Genomic DNA, 20565 nt, shown 5'->3' with positions numbered 1-20565 from the left:
GTTCGTCACACGGTCGTGCGGGTGGCGCTCAGCGCGGCAGCTCGGCGACGACCAGACCGCCGCGCGCCTTGGGGGTGAACCAGGTGCTCTTGCGGGGCATCTTCTCCCTGGCCAGGTTGACCGCGACGAAATCCGCCACGGTCACCGGCGCGATCAGGATGGCCAGCTCGGCCCGCCCGGCGTCGACCTCACCGGTGAGCCAACTCGCCGGGTAGTCACCGCCGACGTAGGTGATCCGCTTGTCGCCCGGGTCCAGACCGAGCGCGTCGCGCAGCACCAGCCGCTCGACCAGAGCGTGGTCCAGGTTCTCCAGGCGGGCGGAGGCCGTGGCGGGCAGGCGCACCGCGTACCCCTGGCCGTCGAGGCGGAGGTGCACGGTGCCGCCGGCCGCCGGAACCTCGACCGGGCCGTCGATCGGCTCGACCTCGGCGCCCGCGGCCCGCAGCCGGTCGAGCAGCTCGGCCGGCGTGGTGGTCAGCTCGCTGACCAGCCGGTTGTACGGCTGGATGGCCACCGACGCGGGGGTCGTGACCACGGCCAGGAAGCGCGGCAGCCCGCCGGTCTGGGCGGCCAGGCTGCGGTGGTTGCCGTCCGCGACGACCAGGTCCCCGCCACCGGCGAGCGCGGTAAGCGTGGCCTGCTCCGGGCCGGGGCCGAGCAGCCAGATGGCGTGCGTGCGCCCCGCCTGGTCGGTGTCGGTCGCGGCGGGCGTGCCGGCCGTCTCGGTCGCCGACGCGAGCGCGGCGTGCAGCTCGTCGCCACGCCCGGTCTGCAGCAGGAGTACGGGTGAGAGCAGGTGGCCCAGCGCGTCGGCCAGCGCCACCCGCTCGCGGACCTTGGCGATGAAGACGTCCTCGTTGCGGATTACCAGACCCGGCTCGTCGGCCCGGGTGGAGATCTGGTCGGTGTCCACCATCGCGAACAGCCCGTACGCCGGCTCCTCGCCGGGTGCGGTGATCCGGTAGAGCACCACCACCTGCTCGGCGGGGGTGTAGCTGCCGTCGGCCTTCGCCTCGGTGAGGCGGGCCACCGCGTCCGGCAGCGCGTCGAGGAACGACTTGCCCAGGCTCTGCGGAGCTCGGTGCGGCATCTCGATGCCGAGGGCACTGTGCGGGTTCGACTCGATGATCGCGGTGATCTCCGCGTCGTCGGCGAACTCGTCGTAGTTTTGCGCGCCGGTGCCGCCAGTGGTGACCCAGGCCCGGGTGATCGGATGCACGACCGTCATGCCCACTGACGCTACCGGCGACGGTGTCGCCGCCAACGGGGACCCGCGGGGCGTCCACCAGATGAAAGCGCCCGACCGGGGCCGGAGTGTCAGCTAGCGCGGTCGGAGGTGCCCCGCCGGTGCTTACCCGCGCTCGCCGGTCCACCGTTGCCCCGCCGACCGGACCCGATCGGCCCGGTGTTCACGGCGCGGCGAGGTGACGCGGGCGGCCCCGGCACGGGACGGTCCGGGGGCGGTGCCGGCACGGGCCGCGGACTCAGCGGCGGCGTCGGCACCGGACGCGGAGGCGCTGGCGGCGGGGGCGCGGGTTCTGCCGGAGCCGCCGCCACAGCCGGCGTCGGCGCTGCTGCCGGCACCAGCGCCGACAGCGGATCGACCGACGCGGGCGGGGTGAGCCGAGAGGTCACCGGGACCCGGGCCACGCCCACCACGATGGGCGGCGCGAGCAGATCCACCAGGTGGGCGGGTAGGTCCGGGCGGAGCGTCGGCCAGCGGGAGTCGTCAACGGACCAGTAGGCCGCGCCAGGAGACTCGATCACCCCCTGCCGGGTCAGCTGATCGTCACCGGACGCACGGTGCTTGGCCATCGGGATTGCCTCCACGAACTGCGGGTGCGGCCCTGCGGGTCGCTGCGGCGGACACCGAGGGAAACGACGCCGCCCGCCTCCCGGTGACGCCACCACCGCCCGGCGACCTCGGCGCCGCACTCGGCGTCCGACGCGACGCGCCCCCGTCCGAGCTGCTGTTGCGGCACGGACGAGGGCGCGGTGATCGCCGATCAGTCGAAGATCGGGCCCTGCTCGCGGGTGCGCTTGAGCTCGTAGAAGCCCGGGGTGCCGGCGACCAACAGCACGCCGTCCCAGAGTCGGCCGGCGGCCTCCCCCTTCGGCGCCGGAGTGATCACCGGGCCGAAGAACGCGACAGGCGTGCCGTCCGGGCCGGGCGCGTGCACGACCGGGGTGCCCACGTCCTGCCCGACCGGACGCATGCCCGCCTCATGGCTGGCCCGCAGCGCCTCGTCGTAGTCGGTGCTGTCGGCGGCCGCGGCCAACGCCGGGTCCAGGCCGGCGTCGGTGAGCGCGGCGACGTAAAGCTCCGGACCCCGCTCCTGCTTGTGCAGGTGGATCCGGGTGCCGAGCGCGGTGTAGAGCTGACGCAACACGTCGGTGCCGTAGCGCTGCTCGGCGGCGATGCAGACCCGCACCGGACCCCAGGCGGTCTTCAGGAACTCCTTGTACTCCTCGGGCAGCTCGTCCCGGCCGTCGTTGAGCACGGCCAGGCTCATCACGTGGAAGCGGATGTCCACGTCACGGACCTGCTCGACCTCGAGCAGCCAGCGGGAGGTGATCCACGCCCATGGGCAGGCCGGGTCGAACCACATGTCGGCGGTGACACGATCGGTCACGGTGAGGTCCCTTCGCGACGGGTGGCGCCGGCGGTCGGCGTCTCAGGAAATCTTCACCCCGCAGCGCATCGACCGGCACCCGAATGAGAGCGTGACCTCGGCCACCGCGGGCTGCCCGTACATGGAAGACTCGAATCGGGCCAGCCGTCACGAGCGGTAGGCAGACGGGCGCCGCCGGGCGTACGGCGACATGTGGGATGGAGACGAACAGTGCCGGGAGTGCGCAACCTGACGCAGGTCGAGGCGACCGAGCGGGCACGCCTGCTCAACGTGACGGGGTATGACATCAGTCTGGACCTGTCCAGCGCCGTGCTAGCGGCCGACGGCCGCACCTTCCGGTCGACGACCGAGGTCCGGTTCCGCTGCTCCGACCCGGGCGCGAGCACATTCATCGAGCTGGCCGCCGAGTCGGTGCGATCCGCGACCCTGAACGGCGCGCCGGTCGACCTCTCTGACTGGTCGGCCGAGAAGGGCCTGACCCTCTCCGGGCTGGACAGCGACAACACCCTGGTGGTCGACGCCGACTTCGGCTACTCCAACAGCGGTCAGGGTCTGCACCGGACGGTCGACCCGGTGGACGGCGAGACGTACCTCTACAGCCAGTTCGAGACGGCCGATGCGCAGCGGGTGTTCGCCTGCTTCGACCAGCCCGACCTGAAGAGCGTCTACACCTGGCACGTCACCGTGCCGGCCCACTGGCGGGCAGTGTCCAACATGCCGGTGCAGCGGGAGGAGCCGGCGGGTGAGGCGCTCAAGACGCTGCACTTCACCGAGTCGCCCCGGATGAGCACGTACATCACGGCGATGTGCGCGGGGCCGTACCACGAGGTGCGCGACACCCACGACGGCATCGAGCTGGGGGCGTTCTGCCGGGCGTCGATGGCGCAATACCTTGACTCCGACGACCTGTTCCTGATCACCAAGCAGGGCTTCGACTTCTTCCACGAGAAGTTCGGCGTGCGCTACCCGCTGCCGAAGTACGACCAGCTCTGGGTGCCCGACTTCAACGCCGGCGCGATGGAGAACTTCGGCTGCGTGACGCACGCCGAGTCGCACTACCTGTTCCGTTCTCAGGTCACCGACTTCGAGTACGAGCAGCGGGCCAACACGATCCTGCACGAGCTGGCCCACATGTGGTTCGGTGACCTGGTCACCATGCGCTGGTGGAACGACCTGTGGCTGAACGAGTCGTTCGCCGAGTGGGCCAGCCACTGGTGCAACACCAACGCGACCCGGTTCACCGAGGCGTGGACGACGTTCCTGTCCATCCGGAAGAACTGGGGCTACCGGCAGGACCAGCTCTCCTCCACCCACCCGGTCTACACCGAGATGCCGGACATGGAGGCCGTCGAGGTCAACTTCGACGGCATCACCTACGCCAAGGGTGCGAGCGTGCTCAAGCAGCTCGTCGCGTACGTGGGCGAGGAGCCGTTCGTGGCCGGGCTGCGGGCCTACTTCGGCAAGCACGCCTGGGGCAACGCCACCTTCGACGACCTGCTCACCGAGCTGGAGGCCGCATCCGGGCGGGAGCTGCGCAAGTTCGCCGCGCAGTGGTTGGAGACCGCACAGGTCAACACGCTGCGGCCCGAGGTGACCATCGGCGCGGACGGCACCTACGAGCAGGTGCTGGTGCGGCAGGAGGCGCCGGCGGCGTACCCGACGCTGCGGACGCACCGGATCGGCGTGGGCCTGTACGACCTGACCGACGGTCGGCTGGTCCGTCGTGAGCGGTACGAGGTGGACGTGACCGGCGAGCTGACCGATCTCGCCCCACTGCGTGGGGTCCGGGCGGCCGACGTGCTGCTGCTCAACGACGACGACCTCAGCTACACCAAGCTGCGCCTCGACGAGCGCTCGATGGCGACCGTGGTGCGGCACATCGGCGGCTTCGACTCGTCGTTGGCCCGCGCGCTCTGCTGGACCGCCGCATGGGACATGATCCGCGACGCCGAGCTCTCCGCTCGCGACTACGTGGCGCTGGCGCTGAGCGGGCTGCCCGCGGAGACCGACATCAACCTGGTCACCGCCACCCTGCGGCAGGCGACCACCGCGCTCACCCTGTACGCCGACCCGGCCTGGGCGCCGACCGGCTGGGCCGACCTGGCCCGGACCGCCCGGGACACCCTCGCCGCCGCCGAGCCCGGCAGCGGATTCCAGTTGGCCTGGGCCCGTGCGTTCACCTCGGCGGTCCGCTCCGAGGAAGACCTGGCGACGCTGCGCGGTTGGCTGGACGGCACCGGCATCCCGGCCGGGCTGACCGTGGACACCGAGCTGCGCTGGTCGGTCCTCGCCGCGCTGGTGGCCAACGGTGCCGCCGGTGCCGCCGAGATCGAGGCGGAGCTGAGCGGCGACCGCACGGCCAGCGGCGAGCGGGAGGCCGCGTACGCGCACGCGTTGATCCCGACCGCGGAGAACAAGGCCGCCGTGTGGGCCCTGCTCACCGGCCCGGACGCGCTGCCCAACTGGCGTCACCGGGCACTGTTGCAGGGCTTCGCCCACCCGGCGCAGGTGGAGCTCGTCGCCCCCTACCGGGAGAAGTACTTCGCGGCGGTCGCTCAGGTGTGGGCCACCCGGGACAGCGAGCCGGCGCAGGAGTTCGCCCAGCTGGCGTACCCGACCTACCTGGTGCAGGACGACACGGTGGCGGCCACCGACGCGTGGCTGGCCGGTGACGGGCACCCCAGCCCGCTGCGTCGGCTGGTCGCCGAGGGCCGCGACGGCGTGGTGCGTGCCCTCAAGGCCCGCGCGAAGGACGCCGAGAGCGCCTGAGCAGCGTGGTCCGGGGCCGGCGGGTTCTCGCCGGACCCGGACCAGCACTTCTGAAGACCGTGCTCGAACATGGAAATAGGGGCCTCAGCCGCAGCCGAGGCCCCTATTTCCTGGATCGAGCATGATCTTGCATGCCCGCGAGTCGTCTGTGTGGCTCAGCCCTTGCCGGCGTGGCTGGCGAGCTGGTCGAGACCGTTGATGATGCCGCCGGCCAGGTCACCGCCGCTGAACGCGCCAGCCATGGAGAGCGCGGCCAGCTTGGCGTACGTGTCGGGGATGCGCTTGCGGGCGTACCGCCCGGTGACGATCTCCAGCTGACGCTGGTTGGGCGACACGGCGATCAACACCGACTTGTCGGGGTCGGCGAGCTGGCGGTGCAGCCGCTGGGCGTGCTCACGGATCGGCTCGTCGAGACCGCCGACGAAGACCGAGAAGACCAGGCCGGTGCCCTGGTCGGCCAGGCGCAACGCCTCGTCGATGCGCAGCAGCTGGCGGGTCGAGAACGGCCCGTCCAGCACCTCGGGCGGATTGTCCGACCCGGCCTGCTTCTCACCAACGGTCACTTGCGCCTCCGGTTCCACCGGCCGGCGCCTCGACGCTGGCCTGCTCAAGCTTGTGGCTGGTCAGCGCGGGCGCCTGCGCCCCCGCCGTCAGCGCGGTGCCGGCCGAGTCGGCCAGCTGCTCCGGGCGGCCCAGGAACCAGACCGGAGTGAAGTCGAAGGGCCGGCCTGGCCGGTAGCGCTTGGCGCCACCGCCACCGCCGGTGGCACCCCCACGGCTACCGGCGTACGACAGGCCGCCGATGACCAGCACCGCGGCCAACGGGATGCCGACGAAGACCAGCAACGTCTCGGTAACAGACAATCCCAACGCCCCCAGGCGGAAGAAGGACGACCTCGAACAACCGGGTCGGATGGACGATCATGCTGCCGACCGCCCGACTCCGTCACCATTCACGTTAGCGGAGTCGACGGCCCGCCAGATTGCGGGGTGCCGATCCCATCCGTCACTCGAGTGCTCCAGTTGCGCAGCGGTCGCGATGAGTCGCGCGTCGTCGCCGTACCGGCCGGTGAGCAGCACCCCGACGGGCAGTCCGTCGGTCGTGGTGCCCAGCGGCAGGGAGACGGAGGGATCGCCGGTGACGTTGAAGATGGCGCAGTAGGGCGAGAACCGGCGTTGCCGGTCGAAGTCGGCCGCCGGGTCCGCGTCGGCGGTGAACCAGCCGACGGGTGCCTGCGGGGTGGCCAGGGTGGGACAGAGCAGTAGGTCGCAGCCAGCGGTGCGGCGAGCACCGAGGCGGACCTGCGCCTGCAACTCCCCGAGGGTGGCGGCCAGGGTGCCGGCGGAGATCTGGGCGCCCCGAGCCCGCAGCAGTCGGGTCAACGGCAGCAGCTCCGATTCCCGCTGCGGTGGCACCGGGCTGAGCGCCAGCACGTACCAGAGGATCTCGAACAGCGGCCACGCCGCCGGCCCGAGCGGCGGCGGCACCTCGACCACCTCGTGGCCGGCCGCCGTGAGCAGCGCGGCGGCCCGGTCCACGGCGGCCACGCAGTCGGCGTGCACCGGCTCGTCGGCGAGCATCGGCGTGGTGAACCGGCCGATCCGCAGCGGGCCGGGCTCGGCCCGGCGCGCGACGGCCAGGTAGCCGCCGGGCGGCGCGGGCGGCGGCAGGTAGGGCTCGCCGGCGACCGGGACGGCCATGACGTCGAGCAGCGCGGCGACGTCGGTGACCGTCCGCCCGAGTGGGCCGCTGGTGGGCAGGCCGAACGCGCCGGAGCCGATCGGCCCGCCGGAGACGAGACCGCGGCTGGGCTTGTAGCCGACCAGGCCGCAGAGCGACGCCGGGATGCGCAGCGACCCGCCGCCGTCGGAGCCCTGGGCGACCGGGACCAGCCCGGCCGCGACCGCCGCCGCCGCGCCGCCGCTGGACCCACCCGCCGTGTACGCCAGCTGCCACGGGTTGCGGGCCGGTGGCGCGACCCGGCCCTCCGAGTAGAGCGAGCAGCCCAGCTCGGAGGTGGTCGTCTTGCCCAGGCTGACCAGACCGGCGGCCTTGATGAACCGGACCACGTCGGCGTCGACCGGCGGGACGAAGTCGAGGAAGGCGGCCGAACCGAAGGTGGTGCGGACCCCGGCGGTGAGGGTCAGGTCCTTGATCGCGGTCGGCACGCCGTGCAGTGGGCCGCGCTCCTCGATCGGCACGGCGTCGGCGGCGCGTGCGGCCTGCCGGGCGAGCTCCGGCGTGACGGTCACGAACGCCCCCACGGTGTCGCCGAGCGCCGCCACCCGGCTCAGGGCATGCTCGACCAGGTCGACGCTGGTCAGCTCGCCGCGGGTGATCGCGGCGGCCTGCTCCAACGCGGTCAGGTCGTGCGGCTCGGCCATCCCGTCATCCTGCCGGCCGTCAGCCCTCCGTGCAGCCGACACGCGCTGGCGATCGGAAACGGACCAACCGGACGCCTGGGCTCAGCCGTGCAGGAAGCGCAGCGCGTTGCGGGAGAGCAGCTTGTCGCGTTGGTCGTCGGTGAGGAAGTCGGCCGCGTGGACCACCGCGCCGGCCGGCCGTTCGCCCAGCGGGTACGGGTAGTCGCTGCCGACCAGCACCCGGTCCTCCCCCAGCGTGTCGACCAGCAGCCGCAGCGCAGGCGGCGCGAAGACCACCGAGTCGACGCTGAACCGGTCGAGGTAGCTGCTGGGCGGGCCGGCGGACGCACCCCGGACCAGGTCGCCACGGCGGTGCCAGGCATTGTCGGCACGGCCGAGCCAGAACGGGAAGCTGCCGCCACCGTGCGCGAAGCAGATCCGCAGCGTCTCGGGCACCCGGTCGAAGACGCCGCCGAGGATCATCGCCAGCACCGACAGGTGCGTCTCGGCGGGCATCCCGGTGAGCCAACGGGCCATCCAGCGGTCCAGTCGCGGCCCACCCGGCATGTCCCACGGGTGGACGAAGACGGGTGCGCCCACCTCGGCACAGTGCTGGAGGAAGGTGACCACGCCAGCGTCGTCCAGGTCCCGGTCGCCGACGTGGTTGCCGATCTCCACGCCCACGTGCCCGGCGGCGAGGCTGCGATCCAACTCGGCGCAGGCGGCGTCCGGGTCCTGGAGCGGCACCTGGCAGAACGGCACCAGCCGGTCACCGCCGGCGGCGGTGACCTCCAGGGTCAGGTCGTTGAAGATCCGGGCGACCTTCACCGCCTGGTCGGCCGGGCGGTCGTAGCTGAAGAAGACCGGCGTGGGCGAAACCACCTGCACGGCCACGCCGTCGGCGTCCATGTCGGCCAGTCGGCGCGACGCGTCCCAGCACTCGGCGCCGACCGGGCGGAACTCCGACTCCCCCACCATGATCATGGCGGCCCGCTCGGAGTCGACCCGCAACCACGGCCAACCGGACCCGCCGCACGCCGCACCGAGGTCCGGCCAACCCTTGGGTACGACGTGCGTGTGCACGTCGACAACACCTGCGCGCATCAGCCCTTGCCCGGGTGCAGGGTGCCGCAGTTCGCGCAGGTGCGCGCCGCCTCGTCGGCGTAGAACGCCTGGAACACCGGGGGTAGGTCGGCGGCGATGTCGCGCACCTGCAACTCCACCTCGTGCACCTTGCTGCCGCACTCGGGGCAGTACCACTGGAACGTCTCCAGCGTGCCCTCCTCGCGGACGCGCTCGACGACCACGCCGATCGACCCGGCCTCCGGCCGCTGCGGCGAGTGCGGGGTGTTACGCGGCAACATCCACATCTGACCCTCACGCACGTGCACCGTACGCGGCCCCTCCGGGGTGACCAGGTTGATGTGCATGTTGCCCTTGACCTGGTAGAAGAACTCCTCGTACGGGTCCACGTGGAAGTCGGTGCGCTGGTTGGGGCCACCCACCACCATCACGATGAAGTCGTCCCCGCCGGGGAACATCTCCTTGTTGCCCACCGGAGGCTTCAACAAATGCTGGTTGTCCGCGATCCAGCCCGGAAAGCTGAACGGCTCGGCGATCTCACTCACGACTGACCTCCCGAGGGAAGAAGGGCCACGGCCTGAATCTCGATGAGCAGGTGCGGGTGCGGCAGCTGGTGCACCGCCACCGTCGTACGGGTCGGCCCGGACGCGTCGAAGAACTCGGCCCACACCTCGTTGTAACCACCGAAGTCGTTCATGTTGACCAGATACGTGCTCACCTGGACCAGGTCGGTGAGGTCCGCGCCGACCGACCGCAGCAGGTCCCGCACGTTCTCGATGACCGCCCGCGTCTGCACCCGGATATCGAGGTTGGTCGTGCCGAACCCGTCCACCTCGACACCGGCGAAGCTGTTGTCCGGCCGCCGCGACGACGTACCGGAAACAAAGACGAACCCACCCGCCACCTTGACGTGCGGGAAAGCCCCCCGCGGCACAGCCTTCCCCGCCACCACGCGGGCGCTCACGACGAGGCCCGAAGTGACGCCGTGCCGAGCTTCTCCACGACCGCACGGACGTGGGCACCGGGACGCAGCGGCACAGCGGCCGTAGCGGCACCGGCAAGGAAGACCCAGCCCGACTCCAACCGCACCCCGTGCCGACCCGCCAACCGGATGCCCTCGTCGAGGGCCCGGCGCGGATCACCGAGGATCGCCGCCGTCGAGCCGACCTGCGCCACCCGGCCGTCGACCTCCAGCAGCACGCCCAGATTGTCCAGCCCCGCCGGCACCGGCGACCACGGCCCGATCACGAAGGCAGCGGCCGAGGTGTTGTCCGCGATGACGTCCGGCAGCGAGAAGCGGAAGTCCGCGTACCGGGAGTCGATCAACTCGATGGCCGGGGCGACCGCGCGGACCGCCGTGGCGAAGTCACCGACCGGCTCGCCCGGCTCGGGCAGCCGGTCCAGCAGGAACGCCACCTCCGGCTCGACCCGGGGGTGGATGTACGCGGTCGGGTCGACGGCACCGCCGTCGGGCACCCGCATCGCGTTGGTGAGCCGCCCCCAGATCACCTCGTCCACGCCGACCTGGGCCATCTTCGCCCTGCTGGTCAGCCCCATCTTCAACCCGACCAACCGCTCACCGGCGTTCAGCCGGCGTTGCAGCAGCGCGGCCTGCACGGCGTACGCGGTGTCCACGTCGAGGCCGATCTCGGCGGCGAGTTGCGGGATCGCGGTGGCCGTGTCGGCCGCCGCGCCCAGCTTGTCGGCGATCCCGGTGATGTCCACGCCGATCATGAGGGCTCCTTTTCGGCCAGGTCGAGTGCCACGTCCACGATCATGTCCTCCTGGCCACCGACCATCCGGCGGCGGCCCAGCTCGACCAGGATCGACCGGACGTCTACTCCGTACTTCGTGGAGGCCCGTTCGGCGTGCCGCAGGAAGCTGGAGTAGACCCCGGCGTATCCCAGGGAGAGCGTCTCGCGGTCCACCTGGACCGGCCGGTCCTGGAGCGGGCGAACGATGTCGTCGGCGGCGTCCATCAGCGCGAACACGTCGCAGCCGTGCTTCCAGCCGTGCAGCTCGGCGACCGCGACGAAGACCTCCAGCGGGGCGTTTCCGGCGCCCGCGCCCATGCCGGCGAGGGAGGCGTCGACGCGGACGGTCCGGCCGTGCGCCGCGTCGGGGCCGACCGGCGCGGAGCCGGTGACCCGACCGTGCTCGACGGCGAGCACGCTGTTGGCCACCCCGAGCGACAGGTTGTGGTGGGCGTGGATGCCGATCTGCGTCTCCGGGGCGAGGACCTGCCGGTACGCGTCGACCCGCTGCGCCACGTCGGACATCAACAGCCGGCCGCCGGAGTCGGTGACGTAGACGCAGTGCGCCCCGTACGACTCCATGAGCTTGGCCTGCCCGGCCAGCCCGGTCGCGTCGTTCATGTGCGACATCATCAGGAACCCGGCCACGTCCATGCCGTTCTCCCGGGCCCAGGAGATGTGCTGGGCGGAGATGTCCGCCTCCGTGCAGTGGGTGGCGATCCGGACGCTCGTCACCCCGAGCGCCTTCGCGGCCTTCAGGTCGGCGATGGTGCCGATGCCCGGCAGCAGCAGGGTGGTCAGCTTCGCCGTGGTCAGCACCTCGGCGGCCGCGGAGATCCACTCGGCGTCGCTGGCGGCGCCGTGGCCGTAGTTGACGCTGGAACCGGCGAGCCCGTCACCGTGCGCCACCTCGATGGCGGCCACCCCGGCGGCGTCCAGCGCGGCGGCGATGGCACGTACCTGCTCGACGGTGTACTGATGGGCGATGGCGTGCATGCCGTCGCGCAGCGTCACGTCCTGGATGTACAGGTCGGTCATGGCGCGGCCACCTCCGAAGCACGCAGGGCGACCAGCCGCTCCGCGGTGCGCAGCGCGGCCGAGGTCATGATGTCCAGGTTCCCGGCGTACGCGGGCAGGTAGTGCCCGGCGCCGGAGACCTCCAGGAAGACCGACACCTGCAGGGCGGTGAGTCGCCGCCCGAGCGTCGGCAGGTACGCCTCGACCCGGTCGAACTGCACGTCCTGCTTGAGCCGGTAGCCGGGGACGTACTCCTGCACGGCCGCCACCATCTCCGCCACCGAGGCGGCGATGGCGTCGGTGTCGGCGTCGGCGTCCGGGCAGAGGCAGTAGACGGTGTCCCGCATGAGCAGCGGCGGGTCCGCCGGGTTCAACACGATGATCGCTTTGCCCCGCTCGGCCCCGCCGACCACCTCGATGGCCCGGGCCGTGGTCTCGGTGAACTCGTCGATGTTGGCCCGGGTGCCCGGACCAGCCGACTTCGACGCGATCGAGGCGACGATCTCGCCGTACGCCACCGGGGTGACCCGGCGTACCGCAGCGACGATCGGCACCGTCGCCTGCCCACCGCAGGTCACCATGTTGACGTTCGGCTCGTGCAGGTGCTCGTCGAGGTTGACCGGTGGCACCACGTACGGGCCAAGCGCGGCCGGGGTCAGGTCGACCACCGTGCGGCCGTGCGCGCGCAGCACCTCGTCGTGGCGTCGGTGCGCGCCGGCCGAGGTAGCGTCGAAGACCAGCTCGACGTCGGCGAACTCGGGCAGCGCCACCAGCCCGTCCACGCCGCCGGCGGTGGTGGCGACGCCGAGCCGGCGAGCGCGCGCCAGGCCGTCGGAGGCCGGGTCGATGCCGGCCATCGCCACCATCCGCAGACTCTCACTCAGCCGCAGCACCTTGATCATCAGGTCGGTGCCGATGTTTCCCGATCCCAGCACCGCCACGTTAGTGGTCACTCGCCGCCCCTGTCGCTGAAGGATGTCCGCACCGAGCCGAGGCCGGAGATCCGGGCCTCGTACGCGGCACCCGGGGTGACCGGCACCATCGGGCCGAGCGCCCCGGAGAGCACCACGTCCCCGGCGCGCAGCGGGTCACCGGCGCGCGCCAGGGTGCCGGCCAGCCACTGCAGGGCGTGCAGCGGATTGCCCAGGCAGGCCGCGCCCGCGCCCACCGAGACCGGCTCGCCGGCTTGCTCCAGCACCATTCCGCACAGTCGCAGGTCGACGTCGGCGAGCCGGCGCGGCGTGGTGCCGAGCACGAAAAGCCCGCTGGAGGCGTTGTCGGCGACGGTGTCCACGATGGAGATGTCCCAGGCGGCGATCCGCGAGTCGACGATCTCGATCGCCGGCAGCACGTGGTCGACCGCGCGGATCAGGTCGACAGTCGTGAGCTGCGGGTTCGGCAGGTCCTTGTCGAGCACGAAGGCGATCTCCGCCTCGACCCGCGGCTGGAGCAGCCGGTCGATGGGCACCTCCACCCCATCGCCGACCGCCATGGCGTCGGTCAGCATGCCGAAGTCTGGCTGGAACACCCCGAAGGCCTCCTGCACGGCCCGGGAGGTCAGCCCGATCTTCGCGCCGACCCGGCGTTCGCCACGGCCCTGCCAGGCCCGCGCCTGGAGCTGCTGCACCCGGTACGCGGACTCGACGTCGCCCTCCGGCAGCAACCGGCCCCGAAGCGGGGCGCACGGCTTGCCGGTGCTGCGGGCGTCCGCCAGCTCCCGGTTGGCGGCCTCGATGTCAGCTTCCATGCCTGCTCCCTCGCTATGGCTCACGACAGGTCCACGCAGACGTTAGTGAGTTCGGAGTAGAAGTTCAGCGAGTGCACGCCGCCCTCGCGACCGATGCCGGACGCCTTCACCCCACCGAACGGGGTGCGCAGGTCGCGCAGGAACCAGGTGTTGACCCAGACGATGCCGGCGTCCAACCGGGCGCCGGCCCGGTGCGCGACGCCCACGTCCCGAGTCCACACGGTCGCCGCGAGGCCGTACTCGGTGCCGTTCGCCAGGGCGTACGCCTCGTCCTCGGTGTCGAACGGCGCGACGTGCACCACCGGGCCGAAGATCTCCTCCCGGTTGGTGCGGGCGTCCGGGCCGAGCCCGGTGAGCACGGTCGGCTGCACGTACGACCCGCCGTCGCGAGTGTCGCCGAAGGTGGGCGTGCCGCCGCCGATGAGCACCTCGGCGCCCTCGGATCGGGCCAGCTCGTACGCGCCGAGCACCTTCGCCCGATGCTGGTGGGAGATCAGCGGCATGGTGGCGGTGGCCTCGTCGGTCGGCCAGCCGTACGCCAGCTCGCCGGCCCGCTTCGCCAGCCGGGCGGTGAACTCCTCGAAGACCGGACGCTGCACGTAGATGCGCTCGGTGCAGAGGCACACCTGCCCGCCGTTGGTAAAGCTGGACCGCACCGAGCCGGCCACCGCCGCATCCAGGTCCGCGTCGGCGAAGACCAGGCCGGCGTTCTTGCCGCCGAGTTCGAAGCTGACCGCCTTCACCCCGTCGGCGGCGGCCCGCATGATCGCGCCGCCGGTGGCCGACTCGCCGGTGAAGGTGATCGCGTCGACGCCCGGGTGGCGGGTGAGGAACTCGCCCGCCGACTCCGGCCCGAACCCGTGCACCAGGTTGAACACCCCGGCCGGTACGCCAGCGGCGGCCATCACCTCGGCGAGCAGCGTCGCCGAGGCGGGAGTCTCCTCGCTGGGCTTGACCACGACGGCGTTGCCGCAGGCCAGCGCCGGAGCCACCTTCCAGGTGAGCAGCAGCAGCGGCAGGTTCCACGGCACGATGACCGCGACCACGCCGACCGGCTTGCGCAGCGCGTAGTTGAGCGCCCGGCCGCCGGTCGGGGTGACCGTCGTGAACGACTCGGTGGGGGCGGTCGCCACGATCTCCGCGAACGCCCGGAAGTTCGCCGCGCCGCGAGGGATGTCCAGCGTGCGGGCCTGGGAGATGGACTTGCCGGTGTCGGCGACCTCGGCGGTGACCAGGTCGTCGAAGCGGCGCTCCAACTCGTCGGCGACCCGGCGCAGCACCTCGGCGCGCTCGCGCTCGCCCATTCGGCCCCACGGCCCCCGCAGCGCCGCCCGGGCGGCGGCGACCGCGTCGTCCACCGTGGACCGCGACGCCTCGACCACCTCGAAGACCTGCTCCCCGGTGACCGGGCTGGCCTTGGTGAACGTCGACCCACCGTCGACGAACTCACCGGCGACGAAGTTGCGCAACAGTTGCGGCCCAGCCGGCGCGTGGCCGGTCATCAGTCGGGGATCCCAGTTGCCGGTCATCCGCGCCTCCCTCGGCTCAGTGCCGCGCCGATCGCGCCGACCAGCAGCAGCGCGGCCCCACCGACGACCGCCCCGAGCACCCGGTGCTGTCGGCGGACCCGGCGACGCACCTGGGCGTACGGAGTGGTGGAGAACGACACCAGCTCGTACTGCGAAACGTACCGGCCGGGCAGTGCGCGTTCCAGTGCGTGCTCCACCCGCCGCCGGGTCTGGAAGATCGGGGAGGCGACCTTGTCCCGCATCTCCACGAAGTTGGTAAGCGCCATCGTCGCGATGGCCTCGGCGTTCTCCTGTCGGCGGCGCTGGAACAGCGGCAGCGCCGCCATCCAGTCGTCGGCGCACTCGTCCAGGCAACGGTCCAACTCGACCACGTCCTCGAAGGCGCAGTTGGCGCCCTGGCCGTAGAACGGCACGATGGCGTGCGCCGCGTCGCCGAGCAGGCCGACCTTCCCGTTGACCTGCCAGGGGGTGCAGCGCACCGTCCCGAGCACGCCGACCGGGTTGTGCTGGTAGTCGTCGACCAGGTTCGGGGCCAGCGGCACCACGTCCGGGTAGTGCTCGGTGAAGTGCCGTTCGATCTCCGCCGGGCTGGTCAGCGAGGCGAAGCTGCCGGCACCGTCGTTGGGCCAGAACAGCGTGCAGGTGAAGGAGCGGTCCGGGTTCGGCAACGCGATCATCATCGAGGTGCCGCGCGGCCAGATGTGCAGCGCGTCCGGATCCAGGGCGAAGTCCCCGCCCAGCGGCTGAATCGTCAGCTCCTTGTAGCCGTAGTCGAGGAAGTCCACGCTCTCGTCCAGCAGCCCGTACGCCAGCAGTTGCCCGCGCACCGCGGAGCCGGCGCCGTCGGCGCCCAGCACGACCGACGCCTTGGCCGCGACCGGGCCCTGCGGAGTCTCGAAGCTCAGCGCGCCGTCGGTCGGGTCGAGCCCGACCAGCCGGTGGTCGAAGACGACCCGCACCCCGGGCAACGCGGCAGCCTCGTCCAGCAGGGCGTTGTTGAGCGCACCCCGGCTGATCGAGTTGATCGCCCGGTCGCCGGCCGCGCTGTACGACTGGAACTGCTGCTCGCCCTCGACCGGGTGGATCATCCGGCCGCGCATCGGCAGCGCGTCGGTCATCACCTGCTCGGCCAGCCCGATCCGGCGCAACGCGTCCAGGCCACGCTCGGAGAGCGCCAGGTTGATCGAGCGACCTCGCTCAGCGGTGCCGGCCCGCGGGTCGGACCGGCGCTCGTAGAGGGCCACCGGGTAGCCGCGCCGAGCCAGGAAACAGGCGGCCAGACAGCCGGCCAGCCCCGCACCGATGATCGCGATCTCGTCGCGCCGCGCGGTCACCGGGTCACCTGACCGACGGTCGCGGCGAGCGCCGCCGCGGCCCGCCAGCAGTCCAGGTACGTGGAGTAGAGCGGCACCGGGGCGAAGCGGACGACGTCCGGTTCGCGGGCGTCGGCGATGACGCCGTGTTCGTACCGAAGGCGTTTGGTCAGCTCGGCGGCGCTGCCGGCACCGATCCGCACGGAGAGCTGGCAGCCTCGCCGGGCCGGGTCGCGCGGGGTGACCACGCGCAGCGGCCGGTCCGCGACGACCTCGTCGAGCAGTGACTCCAGCCAGCCGGTGAGGCGCTGGCTGCGGGCCCGCAGCGCGGTCATCCCGACGGCGTCGAACAGCTCCAGCGAGGTACGCACCGGGCCCATCGCGAAGATCGGCGGGTTGGAGATCTGCCAGGCCTCCACCGTGGCTGGTGGCCGGGACACCGGCGTCATCTCGAACCGGGTCGCCGCCGCGGTGCTCCACCACCCCTCGAAGCGAGGCAGGCTCTCATCGCCGAGGTGCCGCTCGTGCACGAAGACACCGGCCAGGGCACCCGGGCCGGAGTTCAGGTACTTGTAGGAGCACCACGCGGCGAAGTCGACATCCCAGTCGTGCAGGGCCAGCGGCACGTTGCCGACCGCGTGCGCCAGGTCCCAACCGACCACCGCGCCGGCGGCCCGCCCTGCGGCCGTGATCGCCGGGATGTCCAGCAACTCGCCGGTGAGGTAGTTGACCCCGCCGAGCAGCAGCAACGCCACCCGGTCGCCCTCGGCGGCCAGGTAGTCGGTCACGTCCTCGGTGCGCAGGGCGTCCTCACCCGCGCGCGGCCGCAGCCGGACCACTGTGTCGTCCGGGTCCAGGCCGTGGAACCGGGCCTGGCTGCGCACGGCGTAGCTGTCCGAGGGGAACGCGGCGTCCTCGATGACGATGCGGGTGCGCGCGCCGGCCGGGCGGTAGAAACTCACCATCAGCAGGTGCAGGTTGACCGTGAGCGAGTTCATCACCACGGTCTCCGCGGGCCGGGCGCCGACCAGTCGCGCGGCCGGCGCGGTCAACAACTCGTGGTACGGCAGCCAGGCGCGCTCCGCCTCCAGGTGCCCCTCCACGCCGAGCCGCCCCCAGGCGTCCAGGTCCGCCAGGAGTTCGTCACGGGTGGCCCGAGGCTGCAGGCCGAGCGAGTTGCCGGCCAGGTACGCCGACTCGGGGTGGTCGCCGCCGTCGGCCGGTGGCACGTGGAACAGGTGCCGGTGGCCGGGGTCGGCCTCGTCGAGGCGGTGCGCCTGCGCTTCGCCAGCGGCGAAGCCCAGCAGCTCAGCTTCTGGGTTCGTCATGCTTCTTCTCGCTCTCCGGTCACATCGCGGTGCGGGCCGACCACAGCTCCGGGAAGACCACCCGGGCCATGCTGCGCTGCAACCACGCCAGGCCGGCGGAGCCGCCGCTGCCGACCTTGGCACCCATCGTCCGCTGCACCGCCTTGACGTGGTTCCAGCGCCAGTCACCGAACTCCTCGGCGACCGCGCTCAGCGCCTCGCCGAGCAGCCGCAGGTGGTTGTCCGGGCTCAGGTCGTCGTAGATCCGTACCCAGGCCGCCTCGACCAACGGCTGCGGCTCGTGCTCGGCGGCCAGGTCCCGGTCGAGCAGGTCGGCGGGGAGGTCGAAGCCGTTGCGGGCGAGCAGGGCGAGGACGTCGTCCCAGAGGCTCGGGGTGGTCAGCGCGGCGCTCAGCTCGGCGTGCACCTCGGGCTGCCGGCGGAACGGGCGGATCAACATCGGGTCGCGCAACCCGAGCAGGAACTCCAACTGCCGGTACATCGCCGACTGGAAGCCGGAGGCTTCGCCGAGCAGGTTGCGGAACCGGTTGAAGTCGGCCGGGCTCATCCAGCGCAGGCCATGCCAGGCGGCGTTGAGCCCTTCCAGGTGCAGCTTGGCTCGGCCCAGCGGGGCCAGCGCCGCCCAGATCTGGTCGGCGCGGATCAGCCGCTGAGTCTCCCGCAGCTCGTGGCAGGTCAACCCGAAGTACAGCTCCATGATCTGGCTGACCATCAGGAAGGACATCTCGCCCGGGTCGCTGCTGAGTGGGTGCTGCATCTTGTGCAGGGCGCTGGCCTGCACGTACGCGTCGTACGGCACCCTGTCGGCGAACTCCAGCGTCGGCTCGCCACCGGTGCGCTCCGCCTGTGCCGCACGCTGCCCGGGAGTCACCGGTCGCACCGCGGCGCGGCGGTTCGGCGCCCACCGCTGCGTCTGATCCACCATCTCGTTCTCCCTCCCCGGACTAGCCGACGTCATGATCTCGCGGTCGGATCGGCCTGCGGAATGCCGAATCAACGGCTCTCGCCGCCTTCTCCTGGCGAACCAAAGGCAACTAGGCGAAGTTGGTTCACGAAAGTAAGGTCTGAGCGTGGACGACATGGACTGGGCGCTGCTGCGCGAGTTGCAGGCCGACGCGCGGCTCTCCTTCAGCGAGTTGTCCCGGCGGGTGCACCTGTCGCCCCCGTCCGTCGCGGAGCGGGTCCGCAGGCTTGAGGAGACCGGGGTCATCACCGGCTACCACGCCCATGTCGACCTGAGCCGCGCCGGCCGTACCGTGATCGCGCTGATCCGAATGTCCTGCTACGGCGCGCGCTGCATCCTGCACGACCCGGCGGTGGCCGGCTGGCCGGAGATCCTGGAGATCCACCGCATCACCGGGGACGCGTGCAGCGTGCTGAAGGTGGCGGCCGGCTCGATCGGCGCGTTCGAGGGGGTCATCGACCGGCTCGCCCCGTACGGCCAGCCGTCGAGCACGATGGTCCTCTCCTCCCCGCTGAACTGGCAGCCCATCACCCCCCTCCCCCGCCCGCGCTGACCCCTGCCACCCTGCGGGTTTGCTCCCGCGCCAGCGGGAAAGCAGCGCGCGTGCCCAGGGGAGGGTTCCGGCGGTCGTCGCCGGTTGGGGGGAAATCATGCAGGGAATCCGCACGATCAACCGCGCGCTCTCGGCCGTACTGACACTTGTGGGGCTCGTCGGGGCGTTCGTCCTGTTGTCCGTCGCACCCGCGCAGGCCGGCGAGAACGTCTTCGTCGAGGTGACACCGAGCAGCGCCCAGGCCGGCAGTCGGGTCAACATCAAGGCGAGCTGCGACAACGACAACAACGACCGGCAGTCCAGCGTGCACTCCGAGGCGTTCGGGCACGAGACCCTGAAGCCGGACAAGGGCTTCCTGACCGCGCGGGTCACCATTGCGCGGGACAAGCCGGCCGGTGAATACCCGGTCGAGCTGCGCTGCGAGAACGGCGAGACCTCGTCGACCACGCTTACCGTGTTGAACATGGCCTCACCCAGCAAGGGGCCGGCGACCGGGGGTGGCGGAATGGCCGGCGGTCGCGGCGCCGGCTCGCTACTGGTGCTCGGTGGCGTGGCGCTGGTGGCCACCGCGATCGTGCTGGGAATGGCCGGCGGCCGACGTCGACCGGGGGCCGGCTCCTGAGCCGGATGACCCATGACCCGCAGATCCCCGCGGGCGCGGCCGGATCGCCGCGCCCGCTTCCGGGCCGGGCCGACGCTGCGCGCGTCCGGCCGGCTGGTCGCCCGCGCCTCCCGGCGGCTGCGGCGGGTCGCCGGGCAGGCCGTTTCGGCCAGCGTCGCGACCACCGATCCGGCCACCCGCCCGCTGCCACCGAGGCGTCCCACCGGGTCGTCGACCGCCCGACACCGCTTCGGTACGAGCCCAGGGCTGCCGGTGTTGGCCATCGCCGCGCTGATGGTGCTGATCGTGGCGCTGCTCGGCGTCGAGCAGGTGACCGGCATGAGACTGCTGCCGGACCAACTCAGCGCTGGCCTGCGACCGCCGCCGAAGAAGTTCCCGGTGCTGCCGGCCAGCCCTCCGACCAGCCTCGCCATCGAGAAGATCGACGTGCGGGCGCCCGTACACGACGTGGGCATCGCCTCGGACGGCACGATCGCCGTACCGGACGCGGCCCGCGCCCAGGAGGCCGGCTGGTACGACCAGGGGCCCACCCCCGGCCAGTACGGCCCGGCCGTGATCGTCGGGCACGTCGACACCACCAGCGGACCGGCGGTCTTCCACAAACTCCGCGAGCTGCGCCCGGGTGACCAGGTCGAGGTCACCCGCACCGACCGGAGCGTGGCGGTCTTCGAGGTGAACTCGGTGGAGAAGTTCGACAAGGGCCAACTGCCGGTCGACGAGGTGTACGGCGACTTCAGCCGCCCGAGCCTCCGACTGATCACCTGCGGCGGCAAGTGGGTCGGCGGCGAGACCGGCTACGCGGACAACGTGGTGGTCTTCGCCTCGCTGGTCAAGGCGCGTGACGGTTGAGGGCAGGCAGACCGGGGCTACAGGTCAGTCCTGGCCAGGG

General features: G+C 71.9%; 21 protein-coding genes. 4 read left to right on the top strand and 17 right to left on the bottom strand.

Annotation, left to right across the window (positions count from 1 at the left end; genetic code table 11):
• Positions 1-28: 28 nt before the first annotated feature.
• From IF46_RS0111260 to IF46_RS0111250, 3 genes are all read right to left on the bottom strand, one after another.
• Positions 29-1228 (bottom strand): DUF1015 family protein, encoded by a 1200-nt coding sequence (locus tag IF46_RS0111260; protein WP_030488260.1) that lies wholly within the window; start codon positions 1226-1228, stop codon positions 29-31.
• 89 nt (positions 1229-1317) lie between these two features.
• Positions 1318-1815, bottom strand: a complete 498-nt coding sequence (locus tag IF46_RS33240) for a hypothetical protein (RefSeq protein ID WP_198041417.1) — start codon at positions 1813-1815, stop codon at positions 1318-1320.
• A 191-nt stretch (positions 1816-2006) separates the two neighbouring features.
• On the bottom strand, positions 2007-2633 hold the full coding sequence (locus tag IF46_RS0111250; RefSeq protein WP_030488258.1) for a DsbA family protein: 627 nt from the start codon (positions 2631-2633) through the stop codon (positions 2007-2009).
• Positions 2634-2852: 219 nt separating this feature from the next.
• On the opposite strand from IF46_RS0111250, the gene pepN reads away from it, so the two are divergent.
• A complete protein-coding gene (gene pepN, locus IF46_RS0111240) occupies positions 2853-5402 on the top strand; it encodes an aminopeptidase N (RefSeq protein WP_030488257.1) in 2550 nt (849 codons plus the stop codon).
• A 155-nt stretch (positions 5403-5557) separates the two neighbouring features.
• On the opposite strand, the gene IF46_RS0111235 is transcribed toward pepN, so the two are convergent.
• From IF46_RS0111235 to IF46_RS0111170, 14 genes are all read right to left on the bottom strand, one after another.
• Positions 5558-5965, bottom strand: coding sequence for a DUF5130 family protein (locus IF46_RS0111235; RefSeq protein ID WP_030488256.1), 408 nt, complete (start codon positions 5963-5965; stop codon positions 5558-5560).
• Positions 5952-6248 (bottom strand): hypothetical protein, encoded by a 297-nt coding sequence (locus tag IF46_RS0111230; protein ID WP_030488255.1) that lies wholly within the window; start codon positions 6246-6248, stop codon positions 5952-5954. The genes IF46_RS0111235 and IF46_RS0111230 overlap by 14 nt, the downstream gene beginning before the upstream one ends.
• Before the next feature lie 75 nt (positions 6249-6323).
• Positions 6324-7787, bottom strand: a complete 1464-nt coding sequence (locus IF46_RS0111225; RefSeq protein WP_030488254.1) for an amidase — start codon at positions 7785-7787, stop codon at positions 6324-6326.
• A gap of 81 nt (positions 7788-7868) precedes the next feature.
• Positions 7869-8870, bottom strand: a complete 1002-nt coding sequence (locus tag IF46_RS0111220) for an amidohydrolase family protein (RefSeq protein ID WP_030488253.1) — start codon at positions 8868-8870, stop codon at positions 7869-7871.
• Positions 8870-9394: a 3-hydroxyanthranilate 3,4-dioxygenase gene (locus tag IF46_RS0111215; RefSeq protein WP_030488252.1), complete on the bottom strand. Its 525-nt coding sequence runs from the start codon at positions 9392-9394 to the stop codon at positions 8870-8872. Before IF46_RS0111215 ends, IF46_RS0111220 begins: the two co-directional genes overlap by 1 nt.
• Complete coding sequence (locus IF46_RS0111210) at positions 9391-9813, bottom strand: RidA family protein (RefSeq protein ID WP_030488251.1); 423 nt, start codon at positions 9811-9813, stop codon at positions 9391-9393. Before IF46_RS0111210 ends, IF46_RS0111215 begins: the two co-directional genes overlap by 4 nt.
• Positions 9810-10583, bottom strand: coding sequence for a 2-keto-4-pentenoate hydratase (locus tag IF46_RS0111205; RefSeq protein ID WP_030488250.1), 774 nt, complete (start codon positions 10581-10583; stop codon positions 9810-9812). The genes IF46_RS0111210 and IF46_RS0111205 overlap by 4 nt, the downstream gene beginning before the upstream one ends.
• Positions 10580-11641: a 4-hydroxy-2-oxovalerate aldolase gene (gene dmpG / locus IF46_RS0111200; RefSeq protein WP_030488249.1), complete on the bottom strand. Its 1062-nt coding sequence runs from the start codon at positions 11639-11641 to the stop codon at positions 10580-10582. The genes IF46_RS0111205 and dmpG overlap by 4 nt, the downstream gene beginning before the upstream one ends.
• Complete coding sequence (locus IF46_RS0111195; RefSeq protein ID WP_030488248.1) at positions 11638-12573, bottom strand: acetaldehyde dehydrogenase (acetylating); 936 nt, start codon at positions 12571-12573, stop codon at positions 11638-11640. The genes dmpG and IF46_RS0111195 overlap by 4 nt, the downstream gene beginning before the upstream one ends.
• A complete protein-coding gene (locus IF46_RS0111190) occupies positions 12570-13367 on the bottom strand; it encodes a 2-keto-4-pentenoate hydratase (RefSeq protein ID WP_030488247.1) in 798 nt (265 codons plus the stop codon). The genes IF46_RS0111195 and IF46_RS0111190 overlap by 4 nt, the downstream gene beginning before the upstream one ends.
• 20 nt (positions 13368-13387) lie before the next feature.
• Positions 13388-14869: a 2-hydroxymuconic semialdehyde dehydrogenase gene (locus IF46_RS0111185; protein ID WP_030488246.1), complete on the bottom strand. Its 1482-nt coding sequence runs from the start codon at positions 14867-14869 to the stop codon at positions 13388-13390.
• Positions 14870-14892: 23 nt separating this feature from the next.
• Positions 14893-16230 carry an FAD-dependent oxidoreductase gene (locus tag IF46_RS0111180; RefSeq protein WP_030488245.1) on the bottom strand — a complete coding sequence of 446 codons (1338 nt, stop codon included), beginning with the start codon at positions 16228-16230 and terminating at the stop codon, positions 14893-14895.
• On the bottom strand, positions 16227-17537 hold the full coding sequence (gene kynU / locus IF46_RS0111175; RefSeq protein WP_051723838.1) for a kynureninase: 1311 nt from the start codon (positions 17535-17537) through the stop codon (positions 16227-16229). The genes IF46_RS0111180 and kynU overlap by 4 nt, the downstream gene beginning before the upstream one ends.
• Positions 17538-17556: 19 nt before the next feature.
• Positions 17557-18462: a tryptophan 2,3-dioxygenase gene (locus tag IF46_RS0111170; protein ID WP_420063557.1), complete on the bottom strand. Its 906-nt coding sequence runs from the start codon at positions 18460-18462 to the stop codon at positions 17557-17559.
• Between the two features lie 145 nt (positions 18463-18607).
• On the opposite strand from IF46_RS0111170, the gene IF46_RS0111165 reads away from it, so the two are divergent.
• The 3 genes from IF46_RS0111165 (at position 18608) to IF46_RS0111155 (ending at position 20525) form a co-directional block, all read left to right on the top strand.
• Positions 18608-19054 (top strand): Lrp/AsnC family transcriptional regulator, encoded by a 447-nt coding sequence (locus IF46_RS0111165; protein WP_030488242.1) that lies wholly within the window; start codon positions 18608-18610, stop codon positions 19052-19054.
• Positions 19055-19151: 97 nt separating this feature from the next.
• Entirely contained in the window at positions 19152-19676 is a 525-nt protein-coding gene (locus IF46_RS0111160; RefSeq protein WP_030488241.1) for a hypothetical protein, read from the top strand.
• A gap of 75 nt (positions 19677-19751) precedes the next feature.
• Entirely contained in the window at positions 19752-20525 is a 774-nt protein-coding gene (locus tag IF46_RS0111155) for a class F sortase (protein ID WP_030488240.1), read from the top strand.
• Positions 20526-20565 lie beyond the last annotated feature (40 nt).

This window comes from Micromonospora chokoriensis, from assembly GCF_000718555.1.
In the GTDB taxonomy this organism is placed as follows: domain Bacteria; phylum Actinomycetota; class Actinomycetes; order Mycobacteriales; family Micromonosporaceae; genus Micromonospora; species Micromonospora chokoriensis_B.
This window is presented reverse-complemented; position numbering and strand designations above follow the sequence as displayed.

Bases quoted from the DNA above. Each gene is read 5' to 3' on its own strand.
- kynU (WP_051723838.1), bottom strand. From the start codon at position 17,537: ATGACGAACCCAGAAGCTGAGCTGCTGGGCTTCGCCGCTGGCGAAGCG.
- IF46_RS0111260 (WP_030488260.1), bottom strand. From the start codon at position 1,228: ATGACGGTCGTGCATCCGATCACCCGGGCCTGGGTCACCACTGGCGGC.
- IF46_RS0111205 (WP_030488250.1), bottom strand. From the start codon at position 10,583: ATGATCGGCGTGGACATCACCGGGATCGCCGACAAGCTGGGCGCGGCG.
- IF46_RS0111225 (WP_030488254.1), bottom strand. From the start codon at position 7,787: ATGGCCGAGCCGCACGACCTGACCGCGTTGGAGCAGGCCGCCGCGATC.
- IF46_RS0111190 (WP_030488247.1), bottom strand. From the start codon at position 13,367: ATGGAAGCTGACATCGAGGCCGCCAACCGGGAGCTGGCGGACGCCCGC.
- IF46_RS0111220 (WP_030488253.1), bottom strand. From the start codon at position 8,870: ATGCGCGCAGGTGTTGTCGACGTGCACACGCACGTCGTACCCAAGGGT.
- IF46_RS0111185 (WP_030488246.1), bottom strand. From the start codon at position 14,869: ATGACCGGCCACGCGCCGGCTGGGCCGCAACTGTTGCGCAACTTCGTC.
- dmpG (WP_030488249.1), bottom strand. From the start codon at position 11,641: ATGACCGACCTGTACATCCAGGACGTGACGCTGCGCGACGGCATGCAC.
- IF46_RS33240 (WP_198041417.1), bottom strand. From the start codon at position 1,815: ATGGCCAAGCACCGTGCGTCCGGTGACGATCAGCTGACCCGGCAGGGG.
- IF46_RS0111160 (WP_030488241.1), top strand. From the start codon at position 19,152: ATGCAGGGAATCCGCACGATCAACCGCGCGCTCTCGGCCGTACTGACA.
- IF46_RS0111170 (WP_420063557.1), bottom strand. From the start codon at position 18,462: ATGGTGGATCAGACGCAGCGGTGGGCGCCGAACCGCCGCGCCGCGGTG.